Here is a 20,621-nt window from a genome sequence, read left to right on the forward strand (position 1 = left end):
AAAGGACCGCGCGATGTTTGTCAAAACCCTGTCAGAAACGCTGAACACTTCCGCCCATGTGACTGGTGAAGCGTTCGAAAGCCGCCGCATCCTGCTGGCCGGGGACGGGCTGGGTTATTCCTTTCATGACACGGTGGTGAAGCAGGGCAGCACGCAGCATCTGGAATACAAGAACCATATCGAGGCGAATTACTGCATCGAAGGCGAGGGGGAAGTCGAGGAGGTGGCGACGGGGCGCGTCTGGCCGCTGCGTCCCGGCACGATGTATGTGCTGGACCGGCATGACGCGCATATCATTCGGGCCACTAAAAGTGATCTGCGGTTCATCTGCATTTTCACACCGGCATTGAGCGGTGAGGAGACGCATGATGCGGATGGCAGCTATGCCGCGTCAAGCTAAGCCGCTGATCCATGCGGGAAACGCAAGGCGGGCCTGTCGAAATGGAGGTGGTTGTCGGCCCCGGGGCTGCATATGTGGGCGCTAACGGCGTAATGCCCCCCATAGGAAAACAGAAAAATGCCCGATCCATCCAGAAAGATGTCTTTCATCGAGGCACTGACCACACCTGCGCAACAGATCCTGCAAGAGATGAGATCCGCCACGGCTGATCCCACGCCGCATTGGACGGAATACCTGCGCGAAACCCGTGATGACGACAAAAGCTGAAGGTGTCGCGGGGTGATCTCCGCGATGCCGTGACAATCCTTGCGTCCTGGCCCGAAAGGACCGGGGCGTATTGATGTTCAGCCTGCATATTGGTCTTGAGCAGGTCCGGCCTCACCCATAGGTAATAGTCAATGATCAGATGGGCGCGGCCCGCATCAGATCGGTAGACATAGACATTCCACATGGTGATCGTCAGCAAGGCCACCAGAACCGAAAGCAGCACATTGGCCTTGCGATTGGCGTAACCGTTGAAGAGCAAGAGCAGGACAAGCGCGATGCCGTGCAGGGTCGCGCCCAGAAAGACGGCTTCTATACTGATCATTCTGGTTCCGAACGCTCCGGTAGCTGAGGGTATGATCCTCGGGCGTATGTACCACCACTTTTGCCGAATTCGTTAACTTCTATCCAGATTATCGCTTTCTGGCGGCCCCTGCGCTTTGCCTGAGACCGCCGGCCGCTCGCGCCGGCAGGCAAGATGTCAAACCAGAAAACAGGGAGACTTACCTGATGAAACGATTTTCCAACCGAACGATCCTGAGTGCCGCCGTGATAGTCCTGACGCCTCAGTTTGCACTGGCCGATGACACGGCGACAGGCGATGAAATTCGCACCTACCTGAGTGGGAACACATTGCAGGGCAGCACCGGTACGGACCCTTTTGCGGAATATTATGATCCGGACGGCACGATCCGGGGTAATGGATACACCGCGAAATGGAAGGTCGAGGGCGACTCAGGCTGCATGGATTATGGCAAGGGGTTTGATTGCTGGAGCGCGATCCTGAGCGGGGAGGGCAGCATCTGGATCAAGGAGGGCGCGGCGGATGCCGCCGGCATGATGCGGACCGGTAATCCCAACAATTTCTGAAACGGGCAGATTTCAGACGATGCGTGTGGCCGACGTTTATGCTATGCTATCGCGGTCATATCGCGTTTTGACCGGGGGTGCATGGGCGGCAATCTCAGCACTTGATCGTCACTGCCAACAGGTCTATACGCGCCCGGTGGCCCCTTTGGGGCTGCCGACTCAACAATCAAGAAATGCCGTGGTTGGCCCGTTTACGCTTCGGGGGTCACATCCGGCTTAGGAGAAGCGAAATGAAACTGCATGAACTGCGCGACAATCCAGGCGCAACCAAGAAACGCAAGCGCGTTGGCCGTGGTCCGGGCTCGGGCATGGGTAAAACCGCCGGTCGTGGAATCAAAGGTCAGAAATCCCGTTCGGGTGTGGCCATTGCCGGGTACGAAGGCGGGCAAATGCCGCTTTACCAACGGCTGCCGAAACGTGGCTTCAACAAGCCAAATCGCAAGCAATTTGCTGTTGTGAACTTGGGCCTGATCCAGAAATTCGTCGACGCCAAAAAGCTGGATGCCAAGAAAGCCATCACCGAGGATGTTCTGGTTGAGACCGGCGTTGTGCGCCGCAAACTGGACGGTGTGCGCATTCTGGCCAAGGGTGAAATCAGCGCCAAGGTGCAGCTGGAAGTGACTGGCGCTTCGAAATCGGCCGTGGAAGCGGTGGAAAAAGCAGGTGGTTCACTGACCATCACATCCGCGCAGGCGGCTGAATAAGAGGTTGTGAGAGGCGCGTGAGCGTCTTACATACACTCTAGTTTTCCTTTTGACGCCGCCCGAGCTGGAAAACAGCTTGTGGCGGCGTTGACATTAGAAAGAGACCGCGAATGGTATCTGCAGCAGAGCAAATGGCCGCCAACACAAGCTGGAGTGCGCTTGGCAAGGCCACTGATCTTCGCAATCGCATCCTGTTCACGCTTGGTTTGTTGATCGTCTACCGCCTGGGCACCTATATCCCGGTGCCGGGTATCGACGGTGCCGAGCTGCGCGCATTCATGGAAGAAGCCGCGCAGGGCATCGGTGGCATCCTGTCGATGTTCACCGGCGGTGCGCTGGGGCGGATGGGGATCTTTGCCCTGGGTATCATGCCCTACATCAGCGCCTCGATCATCGTGCAATTGCTGACGGCGATGGTGCCGCAGCTTGAGCAGTTGAAGAAAGAGGGCGAGCAGGGCCGCAAGAAGATCAACCAGTACACCCGTTATGGCACGGTGGGTCTGGCGACGCTGCAATCCTACGGCATGGCGGTCAGCCTGCAATCGGGCGGTCTGGCGACCGATCCGGGCACGTTCTTTATCGTCTCGTGCATGATCACGCTGGTTGGCGGCACCATGTTCCTGATGTGGCTGGGTGAGCAGATCACCGCGCGCGGCGTCGGCAACGGCATTTCGCTGATCATCTTCGTGGGCATCATTGCTGAACTGCCCGCCGCGCTGGCACAGTTCTTTGCCAGTGGCCGCAGCGGTGCGATCAGCCCGGCTGTGATCATCGGTGTGATCCTTCTGGTGATCGCCACGATCGCCTTTGTGGTCTTCATGGAACGGTCGCTGCGCAAGATCCACATTCAATATCCGCGCCGTCAGGTGGGGATGAAGGTCTATGACGGCGGATCGAGCCATTTGCCGGTCAAGGTGAACCCCGCAGGCGTGATCCCGGCGATCTTTGCCAGCTCGCTTTTGTTGCTGCCGGTGACCGTCAGCACGTTTTCGGGCAATCAGACCAGCCCGATCATGTCGACGATCCTGGCGTATTTCGGACCCGGGCAGCCGGCCTATCTTCTGTTTTTCACGCTGATGATCATTTTCTTCGCGTATTTCTATACCTACAACGTGTCGTTCAAACCGGACGAAGTGGCAGAGAACCTGAAGAACCAGAACGGCTTCGTGCCCGGTGTGCGCCCCGGTAAGAAAACCGCCGAGTATCTGGAATATGTGGTTACCCGCGTGCTGGTGCTGGGCTCGGCCTATCTGGCTGCGGTCTGTCTGTTGCCGGAAATCCTGCGCAGCCAGTTGCAGATTCCGTTCTATTTCGGCGGCACCTCGGTGCTGATCGTGGTCTCGGTCACGATGGATACGATCCAGCAGGTTCAATCGCATCTGTTGGCGCACCAATACGAAGGTCTGATTGAAAAATCACAACTCAGCGGCAAGGGTCGCAAGCGCTCGCGCAGAAAGGGAACGTCACGCCGATGAATATCATTCTTCTTGGACCGCCGGGTGCCGGCAAAGGCACACAAGCACACCTGCTGGTCGCAGGGCGCAATATGATCCAGCTTTCAACCGGCGACATGCTGCGCGAAGCCAAGGATAGCGGGACCGAGATGGGCAAGATCGTTGCCGGCGTCATGGCGCGTGGCGATCTGGTTACGGATGAGATTGTCATCGGACTGATCCGCGAAAAGCTGCAGGGCGACAAGAAGGGCGGGTTCATCTTTGACGGTTTCCCGCGCACGCTGGCACAGGCCGACGCGCTGGCGAAGCTGCTGGAGGATACTGGCGAGACGCTGGACAAGGTTGTCGCGATGGAAGTGAATGATGATGCGCTGGTGGCGCGCATCACCGCACGCTCGACCTGCTCGGGCTGTGGCGAGGTCTATAATGACATCACCAAGCCGATCCCCGCAGATGGCAAATGTACCAAATGCGGTCAGGCCAAGGAATTCACCCGTCGGGCGGATGACAATGAGGAAAGCCTCAAGAACCGGCTGATGGAATACTACAAGAAAACCTCAATGCTGATCGGTTACTATCACGCCAAGGGCAAACTTAGCTGGGTGAACGGTCTGGGTGAAATCGACGAGGTTCAAGCCGAAATCGCGGCTGCGTTGGACAATTGATTGCCGGGGGCTTGACGCCCCCTGAAAATCCCCATAACCAGCACCATCTCGCATGAGAATTGATTCTGTTTCGGGTCGCACCCGAGGGGGAATCGACCATAGAAATTCAGCTGCGGCCCGGGCGAAAACGTCTCGGGCCTACGTTGTGAAAAAAGGTTCTGGAGCTACGGAACCGCAACGAAAGGAAAAGACACGTGGCACGTATTGCCGGCGTAAACATCCCGACCTCGAAACGGGTCCCGATCGCCCTGACATATATCACCGGAATTGGCCATTCGACCGCCAAGGCCATCTGTGAAGCCGTGAACATTGACGCCAGCCGTCGCGTGAACGAGCTGAGCGATGCCGAGGTTCTGGCCGTTCGCGAACACATCGATGCCAACCTGAACGTCGAAGGCGATTTGCGCCGCGAAACTCAGATGAACATCAAACGCCTGATGGACCTGGGCTGCTACCGTGGCCTGCGCCACCGTCGCAACCTGCCGGTTCGCGGTCAGCGCACCCATACCAACGCACGCACCCGCAAAGGCCCCGCAAAGGCCATTGCCGGTAAGAAGAAATAAGGGAGGGCTGATCAATGGCACGCGATACCAAACGCACCAAAAAGAAGGTCTCCAAGAACATCGCCACCGGCGTTGCTCACGTGAATTCTTCGTTCAACAACACCAAGATCCTGATCTCGGACGTGCAGGGCAACGCCATTGCATGGTCGTCGGCAGGCACCATGGGCTTCAAAGGCTCGCGCAAATCCACTCCTTACGCCGCGCAGATGGCCGCCGAAGATGCGGGCCGCAAGGCACAGGAACATGGCATGCGCACGCTGGAAGTCGAAGTACAGGGCCCCGGTTCGGGCCGTGAAAGCGCACTGCGCGCTCTGGCTGCTGTCGGTTTCAACATCACCTCGATCCGTGATGTGACCCCGATCGCGCATAATGGTTGCCGCCCGCCGAAACGTCGCCGGGTCTGATCGTTTAACTATCTATGGGGCCGCGTGTTTTTGCACGGCCCCATTCCGTCATTTTAACCTCGGGCGTTCCGCCTTTTGGACATGAGGGCAGAACTGGAATGGAGGGACACATGATCCACAAAAATTGGGCAGAGCTTATCAAGCCAACACAGCTTGAAGTGAAGCCGGGCAATGACCCGATCCGTCAGGCAACGGTCGTGGCCGAACCGCTGGAACGCGGCTTTGGTCTGACCATGGGTAACGCGCTGCGCCGTGTGCTGCTGTCGTCGCTGCAAGGCGCGGCCATCACCAGCGTTCAGATCGACAACGTGCTGCACGAGTTCTCCTCGGTGGCCGGTGTGCGCGAAGACGTGACCGACATCGTTCTGAACCTCAAGGGCGTCAGCCTGCGCATGGAAGTCGAAGGGCCCAAGCGCCTGTCGATCAATGCCAAGGGTCCGGGCGTAGTAACTGCCGGTGACATCTCTGACAGCGCGGGCATCGAGATCCTGAACAAGGATCACGTGATCTGTCACCTTGATGAAGGTGCGGACCTGTTCATGGAACTGACCGTGAACCAGGGCAAGGGCTATGTTGCCGCCGACAAGAACAAGCCCGAGGATGCGCCGATTGGCCTCATTCCGGTCGATGCGATCTATTCGCCGATCAAGAAGGTCAGCTATGACGTGCAGCCGACCCGCGAAGGTCAGGTGCTGGATTATGACAAGCTGACCATGAAGGTCGAAACCGACGGGTCGATCACGCCGGACGATGCCGTGGCCTATGCCGCGCGGATCATCCAGGATCAGCTGTCGATCTTCGTCAACTTCGAAGAGCCCGAGAGCGCCAGCCGTCAGGACGAAGACGACGGTCTAGAATTCAACCCTCTGCTACTCAAGAAAGTGGACGAGCTGGAACTGTCGGTACGGTCGGCAAACTGTCTGAAGAACGACAATATCGTGTATATTGGCGATCTGATCCAGAAGACCGAAGCCGAGATGCTGCGCACCCCGAACTTTGGTCGCAAGTCGCTGAACGAGATCAAGGAAGTCCTGAGCGGCATGGCGCTGCATCTGGGCATGGATGTCGAAGACTGGCCGCCGGACAATATCGAAGATCTGGCCAAGAAATTCGAAGACGCGTTTTAAGCGCGTCTTCACCACTGCCCGGAATGCCGGGGAAAACAAGGGCAATCCCGCCTCAAGGAGAGTGGCTGACACGCATCAGACCACCGGACAAAGCAAAACAGAAGGAACTACAAAATGCGTCACGCACGAGGCTACCGCCGCCTGAACCGTACCCATGAGCACCGCAAGGCGCTTTGGGCCAACATGGCCGGCTCGTTGATTGAACACGAACAGATCAAAACCACGCTGCCCAAGGCGAAAGAACTGCGCCGCATCGTGGAAAAGCTGATCACGCTGGGCAAACGCGGTGATCTGCACGCCCGCCGCCAGGCCGCCAGCCAGCTCAAGCAGGACCAGTATGTCGCCAAACTGTTCGACATTCTGGGCCCGCGCTACAAAGAGCGTAACGGTGGCTATGTCCGCGTTCTCAAGGCCGGTTTCCGCTATGGCGACATGGCCCCGATGGCGATCATCGAATTCGTTGACCGCGATCTGGATGCCAAAGGCGCTGCCGACAAGGCGCGCGTTGCTGCCGAAGAGGCCGCAGAAGAATAAGCGCATCTGATTGCGCAAATCGAAACGCTGCCAGAGCAATCCGGCAGCGTTTTTTGTTGTTGGGGTGAGTTTGATCAAACGTTGAACGCGTCTGCATAACGCCGGCGCAGTCGCGGCGAACGGCGCGCGAAGACGGATGTCGTGATCGCCGCACCGGACAGTTCCCAGACGTTGTAAGCAGGCCCTGTGCAATGCGCGCCCAGACGGGTCATGCCCAGATCGCGGCATATCTGTTCGCCCCCGGCCGAACAGGAGATCGTCCCGATGCCATGCAGCAGGATGTCGCGCTCCGCCAGTGCTTCGAGGTATCGCACGAAGGATGTCATCAGAAGCGGTGTCGCAGCCTCGTGCCCGTGACACACGACCAGGGCCGGGCAATAGCCGAAATAGGTGCCTGGCAAGATCGGGCGGCGAATGCCATCGACCGTCATCGCGGCCTCGAGTAGATCGCCGCTGCGAAACAGCGCCTCATCTTCGGGCATCAACAAGGGCAGCGCCCATTTGGCGACGAATTGCTTGTCACGAAGGATGGCCGCCCAGCTATCGCGATAGGTTTCATAGATAGGCAGAAATACCTCGGCATCGGCAGCAAGTTCGTCGGGCAGCCTGCCCAATTCCTTTTCGACCATGATGATCAGGGCGTGGATGGCCTTGCGCCAGGAGCCGTCAAAGAGTTCGGCGACAAGAGCATCGTCCAGCGCCCGGTAGGCGCTTTGGTGTGGCCGCTGTTGACGGTTCTGCCAATCTTCGCGGCAGGCGATAATGTCGTCGCGACTCCATCCCAACCGGTCGGCAAGGCGGTGTTCAAGATCGCCGCGGATGAAGGAAACCGAGCGTTCGTATTTGCCAATCGCGTCGGTACTGACATCCAGCATCTCGGCCAGCATTTCCTGGGTCATGCGGCCATGCCTGCCGTTGCTGATGCGCCAATCGCGCAGCTTTTGGGCAAAAAGGGAGGGGTGATCGGCCATGGGTTCCTGAAAAATGCGGTTCGGCAGCGATCCCAGACTGCCCTATCGTCGGCGGAAATGCCAAGGGACTTACGGGTGACTTACGGGTTTTGCGGATCGCGTCGGTGGCAGCCCGGGGGCGGCGCGCGCAGCATGTGCAGGAACATTTGCAACAGGAGGCGCCCGCATGACCCGCCGTATTTCACCGTTTTTCGGGGCAATTTATGTCCTGACCCCGCATGCCACGCCACGAAATGGTGCGTCATCCAGTAGGGTCGAACCCGATGATTGGCGGCCTTATCCCACGGATCGTCGCCCAGGCTGGTCCGCGCGTCGTCGTGGCCGGTATCCGTTCAAAGACAGCGCTGACTGACAGGCGGGTTTTATGCTTTCTGGCGCGGGCGTGGTTTGGTAGCCTGCCGGGGTTGTCCCTTCAGAGAGACCAAGATGCTGGACCCGAGCCTGCCCGAGACATTTGACGGACCTTCCGCATGGGAAGGGACATGGATGCGTGCTAATCCACAGGCGTGGCTCGTGACGCTGACCACCGGTCAAATTACAGAATTGGAGGGGGCCGCGCGGCACTACCTGTCGCTTGGACGGGACATTGGTGAAATCACCGCCGAGGATTTTCCGGTGCCCGAATTTGCTGCGCATCTGTCCGGGCTGCGGGAAAAGTTGATCGCCGGTATCGGGGTCGAGGTGCTGCGCGGGTTGCCCGTTGAGACCTATTCGCAGGAAATGGCCGCCGCTATCTTTTGCGGGATCGGCGCGCATCTGGGCAAGGCACGATCCCAGAATGCGCAGGGACATATCCTGGGCCATGTGCGCGATCTGGGGGCTGACCCCAAGGATGTGGCCACGCGCATCTATCAGACCAGCGCGCGGCAGACATTTCATACCGACAGCGCCGATGTGGTCGGGCTGCTGTGTTTGCAGGATGCGAAGGAAGGCGGCGATTCACTTCTGGTCAGTGCCGAGACGATTTGCAACCGGATGCGGCGCACACGCCCGGACCTGCTGCAACTGCTGTTTGATCCGATTGCCACCGACCGTCGCGGCGAGGTGCCAGAGGGGATGAAACCGTGGATGGAAATCCCGCCGCTGAACTGGTTCGCGGGCAAGCTGACGGTGTTCTACCAGCGGCAATATATCGACTCTGCGCAGCGGTTCGAGGACGCGATGCGCCTGACCGATGCCCATGTCGAAGCGCTGGACATGTTCGATGCCCTGGCCGACGACCCGGATTTGCATGTGCAGATGCGGCTGCGCCCCGGCGACATGCAGTTTGTCTATAACCATGCGCAGCTTCATGACCGGACCGGGTTCATCGACTGGCCAGAACGGGAAAAGCGGCGGCATCTGATGCGGCTTTGGCTTTCCGTTCCTGGCGACCGGCCATTGCCACCCTGTTTTGCCGAACGCTACGGTTCGATCGAGATTGGCGACCGGGGCGGGATCATCACCAAGGGCACACGCTTGTGTGCACCGCTGGATTAGACGCTTGCGTTGAACGGAGGGGATGCGCATATCTTGAGGGCGTTTCCAAGAGGGGCCCATGCTGCGTTTCTTCACGATCCTTCTGATCTGTTTGCCGGTTGCCGGGTGGTCTCAGACCCGTGTTCCCGCAAGTCAGGCCGACATGCAGCTAAGCTTTGCGCCAGTGGTGCGCGAGGCCGCCCCGGCAGTGGTCAATATCTATGCCAAGCGCGTTGTGAATGTTCGGTCCAGCCCGTTTCAGGGCGATCCGTTCTTCAACCGGCTTTTCCGCGACTTCGGTGCGCCGCAGCAACGGACGGAAAATTCCCTAGGATCAGGCGTGATCCTGTCGCCGGACGGGATCGTGGTGTCGAATTATCATGTCGTCGGTCAGGCAACGGATATTCGGGTGGTGCTGACCGACCGGCGCGAATTTTCCGCGCGTGTCTTGCTGGCGGATCAGGAAAGCGATCTGGCGATACTGCAGATCGAAGAGGATGTTGACCTGCCAGCGCTGGAACTGCGCGACAGTGACAGCGTTGAGGTTGGCGAATTGGTGCTGGCCATCGGCAACCCGTTTGGCGTGGGGCAGACCGTCAGCAGCGGGATCGTGTCCGGGCTGGCGCGATCCGGCGTGGCGATGGGCAATGCGCGCGGCTATTTCATCCAGACCGATGCACCGATCAATCCCGGCAATTCCGGCGGTGCATTGGTTGATATGGCCGGGCACCTGATTGGCATCAACACCTGGATCCTGTCACGCTCGGGCGGGTCGAACGGGATCGGTTTTGCCATTCCAAGCGCGCTGGTGGCGGAGTTCGTGGCACAGGCACGTGCCGGCAATGAACGCTTTACCCGTCCCTGGGCCGGGTTGAGCGGTCAGCCGGTGATGGCGGATATGGCCGAAAGCCTGGGTCTTGATCGCCCCGGAGGCATCGTGATTTCGCAAGTGCATCCGCAAAGCCCATTTGCCAAGGTCGAGGTTCAGCCCGGTGATGTGATCGCGGCGGTGGATGGTCTGCCCGTCAACAGCCCCGCCGAAATGATCTTTCGCATGTCGGTCGCGGGCATGGGAGATCATGCCAAGATCAGCATTCTGCGCAATGGTGAGCGGCGCGATGTCGTCGTATCGCTGGTGCCTGCCCCGGATGAGCCGGCGCGCGGCGAGGTCGAGACCGGCGCCCGATCTGCCATTCCCGGGATGATCCTGTCGAACATCAACCCGGCAGTAATTGATGAATTTGGCCTGCCGCTGACCGCGACCGGAGTATTGGTGGCTGATCCGGGCCAGTTTGGCGCAAGGGCGGGGTTGCGGACAGGCGATATCCTGCGCGGGATCAATGAAGAGGCGGCAACTGATACGTCCGTTGCCGCCATGTTGTTGGAACGCAAGGCACGCTGGTTGTCGCTGGATGTGCAGCGCGGATCGCAGCGTAGCGTCTTGCGGTTCAGGCTTTAGCGCGATGGCAGATCTGTTCGATACCGCCACCGGGGCCGTGCCCGATACGGCACCACGCCCGTTGGCGGACCGGCTGAGGCCGCGCAAACTGGCCGATGTGATCGGGCAGGCGCAGGTCTTGGGGCCGGATGCGCCGCTGGGCGTGATGCTGGCGTCGGGGTCGCTGACCTCTCTGGTGCTCTGGGGTCCGCCGGGTGTGGGCAAGACGACGATCGCGCGGTTGCTGGCGGATGAAACCGATCTGCATTTCGTTCAGATCAGCGCCATTTTCACCGGCGTGCCCGAACTGCGCAAGGTGTTTGAGACCGCCAAGCATCGGCGCACGAACGGGCAGGGGACGTTACTTTTCGTGGACGAAATCCATCGCTTCAACAAGGCCCAGCAAGACGGGTTCCTGCCCCATATGGAGGATGGCACGATCCTTCTGGTGGGGGCCACGACCGAAAATCCCAGTTTCGAGCTGAACGCCGCCCTCTTGAGCCGCGCGCAGGTACTGGTGCTGGAGCGGCTTGATCTGGCTGATCTGGAACGGCTGGCGCAACGCGCCGAGAAAGAGTTGGGCAAGGCATTGCCCCTTGACGGTGCGGCGCGCGAGGCGTTGCTGGAGATGGCCGATGGGGATGGGCGGGCGCTTTTGAACCTGACCGAGCAGGTGGCCGCGTGGACGGTCGAGGGCAAGCTGGATACCGATGCGCTGACCACCCGGCTGATGAAACGGGCGGCCAAGTACGACAAGGGTGGGGATGAACACTATAATCTGATTTCAGCGCTGCATAAATCTGTGCGTGGGTCCGATCCCGATGCGGCGCTTTACTGGTTTGCGCGGATGCTGACCGGGGGTGAGGATCCGCGATACCTGGCGCGGCGGATCACCCGAATGGCGGTCGAGGATATCGGCCTGGCCGACCCGCAGGCGCAGGGCATCTGCGTGCAGGCCTGGGAAACCTACGAAAGGCTGGGCAGCCCCGAAGGTGAACTGGCATTGGCGCAGGCGGTGACCTATCTGGCGCTGGCCCCGAAATCGAACGCTGGCTATGTCGCCTACAAGGCCGCGATGAAAGAGGCCAAGCGCACCGGGTCCGAGCCACCGCCAAAACATATCCTGAACGCGCCCACCAAACTTATGAAGGATCAGGGCTATGGCGACGGCTATGCCTATGATCACGATGCCGAGGATGGGTTTTCAGGGCAGAACTACTTTCCCGATGGCATCAAACGGCCCGTGCTTTATCAACCGGTCGAACGCGGGTTCGAGCGCGAGTTGAAGCGACGGCTGGATTATTTCAGCAAACTGAGATCAAAGCGAAACTAGGTGACATTTTGCCCGTTATGCGGGCAATTCCGGGTCCCTGCGCGCTAGAACTGACCGGGAAAATCATCTTAATTCCAATAAATGTCGTTTTTTGACCATCTGGTTCGGTTGCCAGAGCGTTCACACCGAATGGTGATCGAGATCAAGATATTATAAACATTCTGTATTTTTTGGAGAATTTCGAAAAAAACCTTAAGTATCCATTTGCGCGCTAGATGCAATTCGAAATTCGTGTTTTGCTGTCAAAACGTCGCAAACAGGCTGTCTGTTGACGCGCTGGACAGCGACACTTCACGAGACTGCCGGGACGATCGGCAGTTCAATACGACAATAAGACTGTAAAAGTCACAGGGAGAGACTATGACTAGTACCAAAGATCAGATGATGATTGACCGACTTGCCAATGCTGCCCGCGAGGGTAACATTTCACGCAGGTCTTTTATGAACTATTCCGTAGCTGCGGGCATGACCGCATCGGCAGCGACCGGTCTGTGGGGGACCGCGGCAAAGGCCGAGCCCAAGCGCGGCGGTAAATTCCGCCTTGCGCAACATGACGGCAATACCAGCGATACGCACGATCCGGGCACCTACCTGTCCTACTTCACGATCGTGATGGCGCATACCTTCCGTTCGTATCTGACGATGATCAATACCGATCAGACGCTTGGACCGGATTTGTCGACCGAATGGTCAGCGACGCCGGACGCGACCGAGTGGACCTTTGTGCTGAACCCGGCTGCGACATTCCATTCGGGCGCCAAAGTCACCGCGGCGGACGTGATCGCGTCGATGAACCATCACCGTGGCGAGGCATCGCAATCGGCGGCCAAGGCGCTTTTGGCCAGCGTGACCGAGATTGTCGACAATGGCGATCACTCGGTGACCTTCAAGCTGGATTCGCCAAACGCTGACCTGCCGTGGATCATGCCGGATTATCACCTGCCTATCGTTCCGGCGAATGCCGATGGCACTGCCAACTGGCAGTCGGGTGATGGCTCGGGCCCCTACAAGCTGGTTGAATATGAACCCGGCGTTGGCGCCCGTCTTGTCCGTTTCGATGAGTGGCATGGCGAAGGTGCGTATTTCGACGAGATCGAAATGCTGGCGATCAACGACCCGAACGCGCGTCAGACCTCGCTGGTGACCGGCGACGTGGATTCGTGCAGCCTGCTTGAGAACAAGACCCTGGCCTTGCTGGGTCGCGACCCCAACATCGAAATCGACAATGTTGCCTCGGCCTCGGCAATCACGATCCCGATGCATGTGGATGTGGCCCCGTTCGACAACCCGGATGTGCGCATGGCGCTGAAGCTGGCGATCAACCGTGAAGAGCTGGTTGAAAAAGTCCAGTATGGCGCGGCGACGGTGGGCAACGACTTCCACCATTCGTCGGCAATGCCCTACTTCCCGGAGGATATCCCACAGCGGGAATACGATCCGGATCAGGCACGTTCGCTGATGAAGAAAGCGGGGATGGAAGGCCATACCTTCAATCTCAGCGCGGCTGAATCCATCACCACAGGTGCGATCGACATGTGCCTGCTTTATGCCGAACAGGCCAAGGCGGCGGGGATCAACATCAACGTGGTCCGTGAACCCAATGATGGCTACTGGTCGGATGTCTGGCTGACAAAGCCCTGGTGTCTGGTAAGCTGGGGTGCACGCCCGACGCCGGACGTGATGTACACGCTGGCCTACAAGCATGACGCGCCTTGGAACGAAACGCATTGGAAGCATGATCGGTTCAATGAAATCCTGCTGCAGGCCAAGGCAGAACTCGACGATGCGAAACGCGCTGAAATGTACCACGAAATGGGCATGATCCTGCGTGACGATGGCGGGGCGGTCATTCCGTACTTCCCGAACTTCGTCTACGGGCGCCGGAAAAACGTCAAGCATACCGGCCAACTGGCTGCAAGCTGGATGATGGATGGTGCACGGGCAGGTAGCCGTTGGTGGTTCGAAACCTAAGACCAAAACCAAACTGGGAGATACCTATGAAAAATGCCAAAGATCAGATGATGATCGATCGGCTTGCAGATGCTGCCCGCGAGGGCAGCATTTCGCGTCGTTCCTTCATGAACTATTCGGTAGCTGCGGGCATGACCGCATCTGCTGCAACCGGGTTGTGGGGAACCTCGGCCAAAGCCGAACCCAAGCGCGGCGGCAAATACCGCATGGCGCAGCATGACGGGAACACTTCGGATCAGCACGATCCGGGCAAATACCAATCTAACTTTGAAATTTCGCTGGTGCATACGTTCCGCGCCTTCCTGACCATGATCAACCCGGACGGCACGCTGGGCCCGGATGTGGCTTCGGAATGGTCGGCAACACCTGATGCGAAAGAGTGGACGTTCAAACTGAACCCGGCGGCGACATTCCATAGCGGTGCCAAAGTGACCGCGAATGACGTTCTGGCGTCGATGAACCACCACCGCGGTGAGGATTCAACCTCGGCGGCGACGGCACTTCTGGCGGCTGTCGAAGATATTGTCGATAACGGCGATAATTCGGTCACGTTCAAGCTGACGGCCCCCAATGCGGACCTGCCGTGGATCATGCCGGACTATCACCTGCCGATCGTACCGGCCAACGAAGATGGCACCGCCAACTGGCAATCGGCCGATGGCTGTGGCCCGTACAAAATTGCCAGCCTGGAATTCGGCGTTGGCGCCACCTTCGTGCGCCACGAAGAATGGCACGGCGAAGGGGCGTATTTCGATGAGGTCGAGTTCCTTGTCATCAATGACCCGAACGCGCGTCAGACCGCGCTTGTCACCGGTGATGTGGACGCCTGTAGCCTGCTGGAAAACAAGACGCTGGCCCTGCTGGGGCGCGACCCCAATATCGAGGTCGACAACGTCTCGTCAGCGCAATGCATCACCATGCCCATGCATGTGGATGTGGCCCCGTTCAATAATCCGGACGTGCGCATGGCGCTGAAGCTGGCGATCAACCGCGAAGAGCTGATTGAAAAGATCACCTTCGGCGCGGCCACGATCGGCAACGACTTCCATCACTCGCCCGCGATGCCCTACTTCCCGTCGGAAATTCCGCAGCGGGAATATGATCCGGATCAGGCCAAATCACTGCTGAAGAAAGCGGGGATGGAAAACCTTTCGGTCAGCCTCAGCACGGCGGAATCGATCACCACCGGTGCGGTTGACGCGGCGATCCTTTATGCCGAGCACGCCAAGGCGGCCGGGATCAACATCAAGGTCGTGCGTGAACCCAATGACGGCTACTGGTCGGATGTCTGGCTGGTCAAACCCTGGTGCATGGTCACCTGGGGCGCGCGCCCGACACCGGACGTCATGTACACGCTGGCCTACAAGGACGATGCAGCCTGGAACGAGTCGCACTGGAAGAACCCGCGGTTCAATGAAATCCTGCTGCAGGCCAAGGCAGAACTGGACGATGCCAAACGCGCCGAAATGTACCACGAGATGGGCATGATCTCGCGTGATGACGGTGGGTCGGTCATTCCGTACTTCCCGAACTTCGTCTACGGGCGCCGGAAAAACGTCAAACATATCGGGCAGCTTGCCCCCAGCTGGCAGATGGATGGCTACCGCCATGCAAGCCGCTGGTGGTTTGATGGCTAACCAGTAAACGACGAACCCGGCGCCCTTTGCGCCGGGTTTTTCCTTTTCGGGGCTTAAAAATTGTGTAGGCTTTCCGAACACATGCCAGAACCGCGACCATCGCAAACCGATAGTTGAACGGGGACGGCCAATAATCTGAACACCAGAAACCCGCTCAGGGCTAAGTATTGCGGGGCTTGGTGCCAACAAAGGAGGGACAGATGGGAGACATTCTAGGGCTCGTTGGGAAACGGCTCGGTCTCGGATTGGTGATTCTACTTGTGATCTCAATCATAATTTTCTTCATGGTCGAACTTTTGCCGGGCGATATCGCCCAGGCGGTTCTGGGCCAGGGAGCGACCGAGGAAAACCTTGCCGCCATGCGCAAGGAAATGGGGCTGGATAAGCCCGCCATTGTCAGATATCTGGGATGGCTTTCAGGTGCCGTGACATTTGATTTCGGCGCATCCGTCGTCACCAGAGAGCCGGTGATCTCATTGATCGGCGAGCGCTTCATGAACACGTTGTTCCTGGCCGCCTATGCCGCGGTGATCGCGGTACCGATTTCGATCGTACTGGGTGTGCTGGTCGCGCTGATGCGCAACTCGATCTTCGACCGGGTGGCAAACGTGGCGACACTGACCTCGATCTCATCGCCTGAATTCTTCCTGGGCTACATCCTGATCCTCTATTTCTCGGTCAAATGGGGCATGTTCCCGGCGATCTCAAGTTTGAGTGACGGGATGAGTTTTGGTGAATTGCTGAACCGAACCTTCCTGCCGGCGCTGACGCTGGTGCTGGTCGTGGTGGCCCATATGATGCGCATGACGCGAGCCGCGATCATCAACCTTCTGGCCAGCCCCTATATCGAAATGGCACGGCTCAAGGGCACACCGCCCTGGAAGGTGATCGTGAGACACGCATTGCCCAACGCCTGGGCGCCGATCATCAACGTGGTCGCGCTGAACCTGGCCTACCTGATTACCGGCGTTGTGCTGGTTGAGGTGGTGTTCGTGTACCCGGGTATCGGACAGGCGCTTGTGGACGCAGTGTCCAAACGCGACTTCCCGGTTGTGCAGGCTTGCTGCCTGATCTTCGCCGCGACCTTCATCCTGCTGAATCTGGCAGCCGATGTTGGCGCAATCCTGACAAACCCGCGTCTGCGGCATCCGAAATAAGGGGGTAGAGAGATGAGTGTATTCGTAATCGGCTACTACACCCTGCTGTTGGCAGTGTCCTGCTTGGCAGCATATTTCAACAAACGGCAGGTGTTCCTGCTGGCCTTCTCGCTGACGTTGGTGTCGTTCATCCTGGGGATCGTCGGGGGCACCGGTGCCCTCAGGGCGGTTGCTGTCTGTGCGGCGCTTCTGGGTTTGACGGCGATGGTATCATATGCCTTCCGTGAATTCCTGATCCAACTGGCAGATAGCAATGTGGGGAGCTCGTTCACCAATAATCCGCCTGTGCTGTATCTGGGCATGTTGGTTCCCATTGCTCTGTTCGTTCTGTCCTCGATGATGGGATGGCCCCTGCAAGAGATCGCCGTGGCGCTTTTTGTCATCGTTATCCTGCTTCTGGGTATGACGACGGAAACCGCCAAGGAGCTGCGCACAGCACCGCTGACAGCGGCCTTCGGGATGTTCGTGATCTTCACCTATGCTATTGCGGGCATCTTCGCGCCCTATATCGCACCGCATGGTGAGGCCGAGGTAATCTCCTCCGCCTTTGCGCCGGCCGATGAAAGCATGCTTCTGGGGGCGGATCAGCTGGGCCGTGATATGTTCAGCCGGATCGTCTATGGCGCACGCAACTCGGTCGGGCTTGCCCTGACCGCAACGGTTGCCGCGTTCTTCCTGGGCGCGGGTGCGGGTCTGCTGGCCGCGACGAAAGGCGGCTGGTTCGATCAGCTCATGGGTCGGGTCGCCGACGTGATCATGTCGATCCCGTCGCTGATCTTCGCCCTGCTGATGCTGTCGATCTTTGGTCCGACCACACCGGTGATTATTTGTGCCGTTGCTATCATCTACGCGCCGCGCGTTTTCCGCCTGACACGGGCGGTGGCGGGCAACGTCGTGGTGATGGACTATATCGAGGCTGCAAAGCTTCGGGGTGAAGGGACGGGCTATCTGATCCGTCGCGAAATCCTGCCCAACTCGACCGCGCCTCTGATCGCGGAATTTGGTCTGGAATTCTGCTTCGTGTTCCTGCTGGTTGCGGGTCTGTCGTTCCTTGGCCTTGGTATCCAACCACCCACGGCGGACTGGGGATCAATGGTGCGTGAGAACGCGACACTGATTTCGTTTGGTGACATCACCCCGCTGATCCCGGCGGCAGCCATCGCGCTGCTGACAGTCGCCGTCAACTTCGTGGTTGACTGGATGCTGCACCGGTCCTCGGGCCTGAAGGAGTAACTGACATGAGCAAAGACAAATCAGTCCTGCTGAAAATCGAAAACCTGAAGATTCAGGGATATTCGGATGAAACTTGGGTCGACATCATCAAGGGTGTCGACCTGACCCTCCACCGCGGCGAGGTGATGGGCCTGATCGGCGAATCCGGTGCAGGCAAATCCACCATCGGCGCGGCGGCGATGGGCTATGCCCGCGATGGCACGCGCATCGTCGAAGGATCGAAGATCGAATTCGACGGGATGGAGCTGACCACGGCCACTGAATCCGAAAGGCGCGCCCTGCGTGGCTCTCGGATTGCTTATGTGGCGCAATCGGCGGCGGCATCCTTCAACCCGGCGCATAAGATCATCGACCAGCACACCGAAGCACCGCTGCACTATCGCATTCAAAAGCGCATGGAAGCGCAGGAAGATGCGATGGACCTTTACGAGCGGTTGCGGTTGCCGAACCCGAAAGAGATCGGGTTCCGTTATCCGCACCAGGTCTCGGGCGGGCAGTTGCAGCGGGCGATGACCGCGATGGCCATGTCGTGCCGGCCTGATCTGATCATCTTTGACGAACCGACAACCGCGCTTGATGTGACCACTCAGATTGAGGTGCTTGCAGCCATTCGCGACATCGTCGATCAGTTCAACACCGCAGCACTCTATATCACCCATGACCTTGCGGTCGTGGCGCAGATGGCGGACACGATCAAGGTGCTGCTCAAGGGCAACGAGGTTGAGGAAGCCTCGACCGAGGAAATGCTGAACAACCCGAAAGAGGATTACACCAAATCCCTCTGGGCGGTGCGCAGCTTTGAAAGCCCGCAACGGCACAGGCCCCCGGACACGGTGCCTCTGATTTCGGTCCAGAACGTCGATGCGGCCTATACCGGTGGTCCCAAGATTCTCGATGATGTCTCGTTTGACATTTATGAAGGGATGACCGTTGCCGTGGTGGGTGAATCCGGGTCGGGCAAATCTACGACCGCGCGGGTGATCACCGGTCTTCTGCCGCCGTCCAAGGGTGAGGTTCTGTTCAAGGGAACACCGTTCCCGCATGACTATCGGAACCGCGACCGCGACCAGTTGCGGCAGTGCCAGATGATCTACCAGATGGCCGATACGGCGCTGAACCCCAAGGTGAAAATCTCGGAAATCATCGGGCGCCCGGCGCAGTTCTATTCCGGCCTCAGGGGGGCGGATCTGAAGAACCGGGTGGATGAGCTTCTGGACCTGATCGAACTTGATCCGGCAAAGTTCTACAATCGCTATCCACCGGAACTGTCTGGCGGTCAGAAACAGCGGATCGGGATTGCCCGGGCGCTTGCGGCGAACCCGACCTTCATCGTCTGTGACGAGGTCACATCGGCGCTGGACCAACTGGTGGCCGAGGGCATCCTGCGGCTTCTGGACAGGCTCCAGAACGAGCTGAACCTGGCTTACATGTTCATCACGCACGACCTTGCAACCGTGCGGTCGATCGCCGATGAGGTGATCGTGATGCAGCAGGGCAAGGTGGTCGAACAGGGGCCCAAGGACGACATGTTCACACCGCCGCACCATCCCTATACCGACCTGCTTCTCAGTTCGGTGCCCGAGATGGACCCGAACTGGCTGACCACACTTCTGGAAGAGCGCGGGATCGACAATCTGGGCGATGCCGCGGCAGCCCAGATCGACCCCAACGATCCAAAGATCCAGGGTGCAAAAAGCTAAAGATCGGAAATCTGATCGACAAGAACGGCGGGTGGTCAATCCACCCGCCGTTTTTTCTTGCCTTAGATGATCGCCATGGCCGAAAAGATCATCGTGCCGACGATCAGGGCGTAGACAATCGCAACAGCTTGCCAGCTGGCGCTGTGTATCCGCAATTCACGGATCAATTGGTCGCGGTTCATGGTGGGGCCTCCGTTGGATCGGAAGGGAACGCCCTGTCGCTGTTCCGGTGGGATAAATAAGCGCCAGATTGGCATTCAGCCACTGGCGCTTTCGGATTTCAGTGAGTTGTCGAGAGCCGTCTGCGGCGCTGCTTGATCAGATGATCGCCATTGCGGAAACGACCATCGTTCCCAGGATCACACCATAGACAATAAGCACAGCCGGGAAAGTGGCGCTATGCATGCGAAGTTCGCGGTTCAGTTCGTCGCGGGTCATGAAGGCCTCCTACAGTTGGCGTTACAGATCGACACAGGTTTCACCTGCGTTCGAACCCTCACATAAACACTAATTTCCATTACGCAATCAAAAAATTAATAAAAATCTATGCAACCGTTGCAACCCAGATGCTGCAATTTAGCATACCGCGCGTTTTTGGCGTTATCTATCTGGAAAATATGGGAAAAACATGTGTGGCGAATATGTGTTTTTTGTATGTTTTTTGTAGCTACACCCGCCATGCGACCCTTTCAACCACTTTCGCGCCAGGGTGTCCCTGCCTGATTCTCTTACAACCGG

General features: G+C 58.5%; 20 protein-coding genes. 18 read left to right on the forward strand and 2 right to left on the reverse strand.

All coding sequences use genetic code 11. The features are described from left to right. The first annotated feature begins 13 nt into the window (after window positions 1–13). Window positions 14–400 carry an ectoine synthase gene (locus tag Q1B27_RS17255; protein WP_299849216.1) on the forward strand — a complete coding sequence of 129 codons (387 nt, stop codon included), beginning with the start codon at window positions 14–16 and terminating at the stop codon, window positions 398–400. A gap of 145 nt (window positions 401–545) precedes the next feature. Here Q1B27_RS17255 and Q1B27_RS17260 read toward each other — a convergent pair whose 3' ends face one another. Further along, window positions 546–989: a hypothetical protein gene (locus Q1B27_RS17260; RefSeq protein WP_299849217.1), complete on the reverse strand. Its 444-nt coding sequence runs from the start codon at window positions 987–989 to the stop codon at window positions 546–548. Window positions 990–1,174: 185 nt separating this feature from the next. Here Q1B27_RS17260 and Q1B27_RS17265 point away from each other — a divergent pair, with 185 nt between their 5' ends. The 8 genes from Q1B27_RS17265 to rplQ all read left to right on the forward strand — a co-directional run bounded on the left by Q1B27_RS17265 (window position 1,175) and on the right by rplQ (window position 6,985). Further along, a complete protein-coding gene (locus Q1B27_RS17265) occupies window positions 1,175–1,534 on the forward strand; it encodes a hypothetical protein (RefSeq protein ID WP_299849218.1) in 360 nt (119 codons plus the stop codon). 230 nt (window positions 1,535–1,764) lie between these two features. After that, on the forward strand, window positions 1,765–2,238 hold the full coding sequence (rplO, locus tag Q1B27_RS17270; RefSeq protein ID WP_299849219.1) for a 50S ribosomal protein L15: 474 nt from the start codon (window positions 1,765–1,767) through the stop codon (window positions 2,236–2,238). Window positions 2,239–2,348: 110 nt separating this feature from the next. Beyond that, a complete protein-coding gene (gene secY, locus Q1B27_RS17275) occupies window positions 2,349–3,713 on the forward strand; it encodes a preprotein translocase subunit SecY (protein ID WP_299849220.1) in 1,365 nt (454 codons plus the stop codon). Next, the gene (locus tag Q1B27_RS17280; RefSeq protein WP_299849221.1) at window positions 3,710–4,357 is read left to right on the forward strand and encodes an adenylate kinase; all 648 of its coding nucleotides are present in this window, start codon (window positions 3,710–3,712) and stop codon (window positions 4,355–4,357) included. Before secY ends, Q1B27_RS17280 begins: the two co-directional genes overlap by 4 nt. A 194-nt stretch (window positions 4,358–4,551) precedes the next feature. Then, window positions 4,552–4,920, forward strand: a complete 369-nt coding sequence (gene rpsM / locus Q1B27_RS17285; protein ID WP_085798478.1) for a 30S ribosomal protein S13 — start codon at window positions 4,552–4,554, stop codon at window positions 4,918–4,920. A 14-nt stretch (window positions 4,921–4,934) separates the two neighbouring features. Continuing rightward, on the forward strand, window positions 4,935–5,324 hold the full coding sequence (rpsK, locus tag Q1B27_RS17290; protein WP_085798477.1) for a 30S ribosomal protein S11: 390 nt from the start codon (window positions 4,935–4,937) through the stop codon (window positions 5,322–5,324). A gap of 110 nt (window positions 5,325–5,434) precedes the next feature. Further along, window positions 5,435–6,451, forward strand: a complete 1,017-nt coding sequence (locus Q1B27_RS17295) for a DNA-directed RNA polymerase subunit alpha (protein ID WP_299849226.1) — start codon at window positions 5,435–5,437, stop codon at window positions 6,449–6,451. Window positions 6,452–6,565: 114 nt separating this feature from the next. Beyond that, window positions 6,566–6,985: a 50S ribosomal protein L17 gene (gene rplQ / locus Q1B27_RS17300; protein WP_299849228.1), complete on the forward strand. Its 420-nt coding sequence runs from the start codon at window positions 6,566–6,568 to the stop codon at window positions 6,983–6,985. Window positions 6,986–7,059: 74 nt separating this feature from the next. Here the strand turns inward: rplQ and Q1B27_RS17305 are convergent, their stop codons facing one another. Beyond that, complete coding sequence (locus tag Q1B27_RS17305) at window positions 7,060–7,956, reverse strand: helix-turn-helix transcriptional regulator (RefSeq protein WP_299849230.1); 897 nt, start codon at window positions 7,954–7,956, stop codon at window positions 7,060–7,062. 166 nt (window positions 7,957–8,122) lie between these two features. Between Q1B27_RS17305 and Q1B27_RS17310 the strand changes: the two genes are divergently transcribed. The 9 genes from Q1B27_RS17310 (at window position 8,123) to Q1B27_RS17350 (ending at window position 19,883) form a co-directional block, all read left to right on the forward strand. Beyond that, a complete protein-coding gene (locus tag Q1B27_RS17310; RefSeq protein WP_299849232.1) occupies window positions 8,123–8,308 on the forward strand; it encodes a hypothetical protein in 186 nt (61 codons plus the stop codon). Between the two features lie 74 nt (window positions 8,309–8,382). Further along, window positions 8,383–9,435 (forward strand): TauD/TfdA family dioxygenase, encoded by a 1,053-nt coding sequence (locus Q1B27_RS17315; RefSeq protein ID WP_299849234.1) that lies wholly within the window; start codon window positions 8,383–8,385, stop codon window positions 9,433–9,435. Between the two features lie 58 nt (window positions 9,436–9,493). Then, window positions 9,494–10,873, forward strand: a complete 1,380-nt coding sequence (locus Q1B27_RS17320; RefSeq protein ID WP_299849236.1) for a trypsin-like peptidase domain-containing protein — start codon at window positions 9,494–9,496, stop codon at window positions 10,871–10,873. Between the two features lie 4 nt (window positions 10,874–10,877). After that, window positions 10,878–12,185 (forward strand): replication-associated recombination protein A, encoded by a 1,308-nt coding sequence (locus tag Q1B27_RS17325; protein ID WP_299849238.1) that lies wholly within the window; start codon window positions 10,878–10,880, stop codon window positions 12,183–12,185. Between the two features lie 360 nt (window positions 12,186–12,545). Next, entirely contained in the window at window positions 12,546–14,156 is a 1,611-nt protein-coding gene (locus Q1B27_RS17330; RefSeq protein ID WP_299849239.1) for an ABC transporter substrate-binding protein, read from the forward strand. Window positions 14,157–14,182: 26 nt separating this feature from the next. Further along, window positions 14,183–15,793, forward strand: a complete 1,611-nt coding sequence (locus Q1B27_RS17335) for an ABC transporter substrate-binding protein (protein ID WP_299849241.1) — start codon at window positions 14,183–14,185, stop codon at window positions 15,791–15,793. Between the two features lie 200 nt (window positions 15,794–15,993). Further along, on the forward strand, window positions 15,994–16,950 hold the full coding sequence (locus tag Q1B27_RS17340; protein ID WP_299849242.1) for an ABC transporter permease: 957 nt from the start codon (window positions 15,994–15,996) through the stop codon (window positions 16,948–16,950). A 12-nt stretch (window positions 16,951–16,962) separates the two neighbouring features. Next, window positions 16,963–18,183, forward strand: a complete 1,221-nt coding sequence (locus tag Q1B27_RS17345) for an ABC transporter permease (protein ID WP_299849244.1) — start codon at window positions 16,963–16,965, stop codon at window positions 18,181–18,183. 5 nt (window positions 18,184–18,188) lie between these two features. Next, the gene (locus Q1B27_RS17350; RefSeq protein WP_299849246.1) at window positions 18,189–19,883 is read left to right on the forward strand and encodes an ABC transporter ATP-binding protein; all 1,695 of its coding nucleotides are present in this window, start codon (window positions 18,189–18,191) and stop codon (window positions 19,881–19,883) included. Window positions 19,884–20,621: the final 738 nt, after the last annotated feature.

Origin of the sequence: uncultured Roseovarius sp. (genome assembly GCF_947489715.1) — a bacterium.
In the GTDB taxonomy this organism is placed as follows: domain Bacteria; phylum Pseudomonadota; class Alphaproteobacteria; order Rhodobacterales; family Rhodobacteraceae; genus Roseovarius.

Coding starts and splice junctions, on each gene's coding strand:
- Q1B27_RS17255 (WP_299849216.1), top strand. CDS start 14: ATGTTTGTCAAAACCCTGTCAGAAACGCTGAACACTTCCGCCCATGTG.
- Q1B27_RS17260 (WP_299849217.1), bottom strand. CDS start 989: ATGATCAGTATAGAAGCCGTCTTTCTGGGCGCGACCCTGCACGGCATC.
- Q1B27_RS17265 (WP_299849218.1), top strand. CDS start 1,175: ATGAAACGATTTTCCAACCGAACGATCCTGAGTGCCGCCGTGATAGTC.
- rplO (WP_299849219.1), top strand. CDS start 1,765: ATGAAACTGCATGAACTGCGCGACAATCCAGGCGCAACCAAGAAACGC.
- secY (WP_299849220.1), top strand. CDS start 2,349: ATGGTATCTGCAGCAGAGCAAATGGCCGCCAACACAAGCTGGAGTGCG.
- Q1B27_RS17280 (WP_299849221.1), top strand. CDS start 3,710: ATGAATATCATTCTTCTTGGACCGCCGGGTGCCGGCAAAGGCACACAA.
- rpsK (WP_085798477.1), top strand. CDS start 4,935: ATGGCACGCGATACCAAACGCACCAAAAAGAAGGTCTCCAAGAACATC.
- Q1B27_RS17295 (WP_299849226.1), top strand. CDS start 5,435: ATGATCCACAAAAATTGGGCAGAGCTTATCAAGCCAACACAGCTTGAA.
- rplQ (WP_299849228.1), top strand. CDS start 6,566: ATGCGTCACGCACGAGGCTACCGCCGCCTGAACCGTACCCATGAGCAC.
- Q1B27_RS17305 (WP_299849230.1), bottom strand. CDS start 7,956: ATGGCCGATCACCCCTCCCTTTTTGCCCAAAAGCTGCGCGATTGGCGC.
- Q1B27_RS17310 (WP_299849232.1), top strand. CDS start 8,123: ATGACCCGCCGTATTTCACCGTTTTTCGGGGCAATTTATGTCCTGACC.
- Q1B27_RS17315 (WP_299849234.1), top strand. CDS start 8,383: ATGCTGGACCCGAGCCTGCCCGAGACATTTGACGGACCTTCCGCATGG.
- Q1B27_RS17320 (WP_299849236.1), top strand. CDS start 9,494: ATGCTGCGTTTCTTCACGATCCTTCTGATCTGTTTGCCGGTTGCCGGG.
- Q1B27_RS17325 (WP_299849238.1), top strand. CDS start 10,878: ATGGCAGATCTGTTCGATACCGCCACCGGGGCCGTGCCCGATACGGCA.
- Q1B27_RS17330 (WP_299849239.1), top strand. CDS start 12,546: ATGACTAGTACCAAAGATCAGATGATGATTGACCGACTTGCCAATGCT.
- Q1B27_RS17335 (WP_299849241.1), top strand. CDS start 14,183: ATGAAAAATGCCAAAGATCAGATGATGATCGATCGGCTTGCAGATGCT.
- Q1B27_RS17340 (WP_299849242.1), top strand. CDS start 15,994: ATGGGAGACATTCTAGGGCTCGTTGGGAAACGGCTCGGTCTCGGATTG.
- Q1B27_RS17345 (WP_299849244.1), top strand. CDS start 16,963: ATGAGTGTATTCGTAATCGGCTACTACACCCTGCTGTTGGCAGTGTCC.
- Q1B27_RS17350 (WP_299849246.1), top strand. CDS start 18,189: ATGAGCAAAGACAAATCAGTCCTGCTGAAAATCGAAAACCTGAAGATT.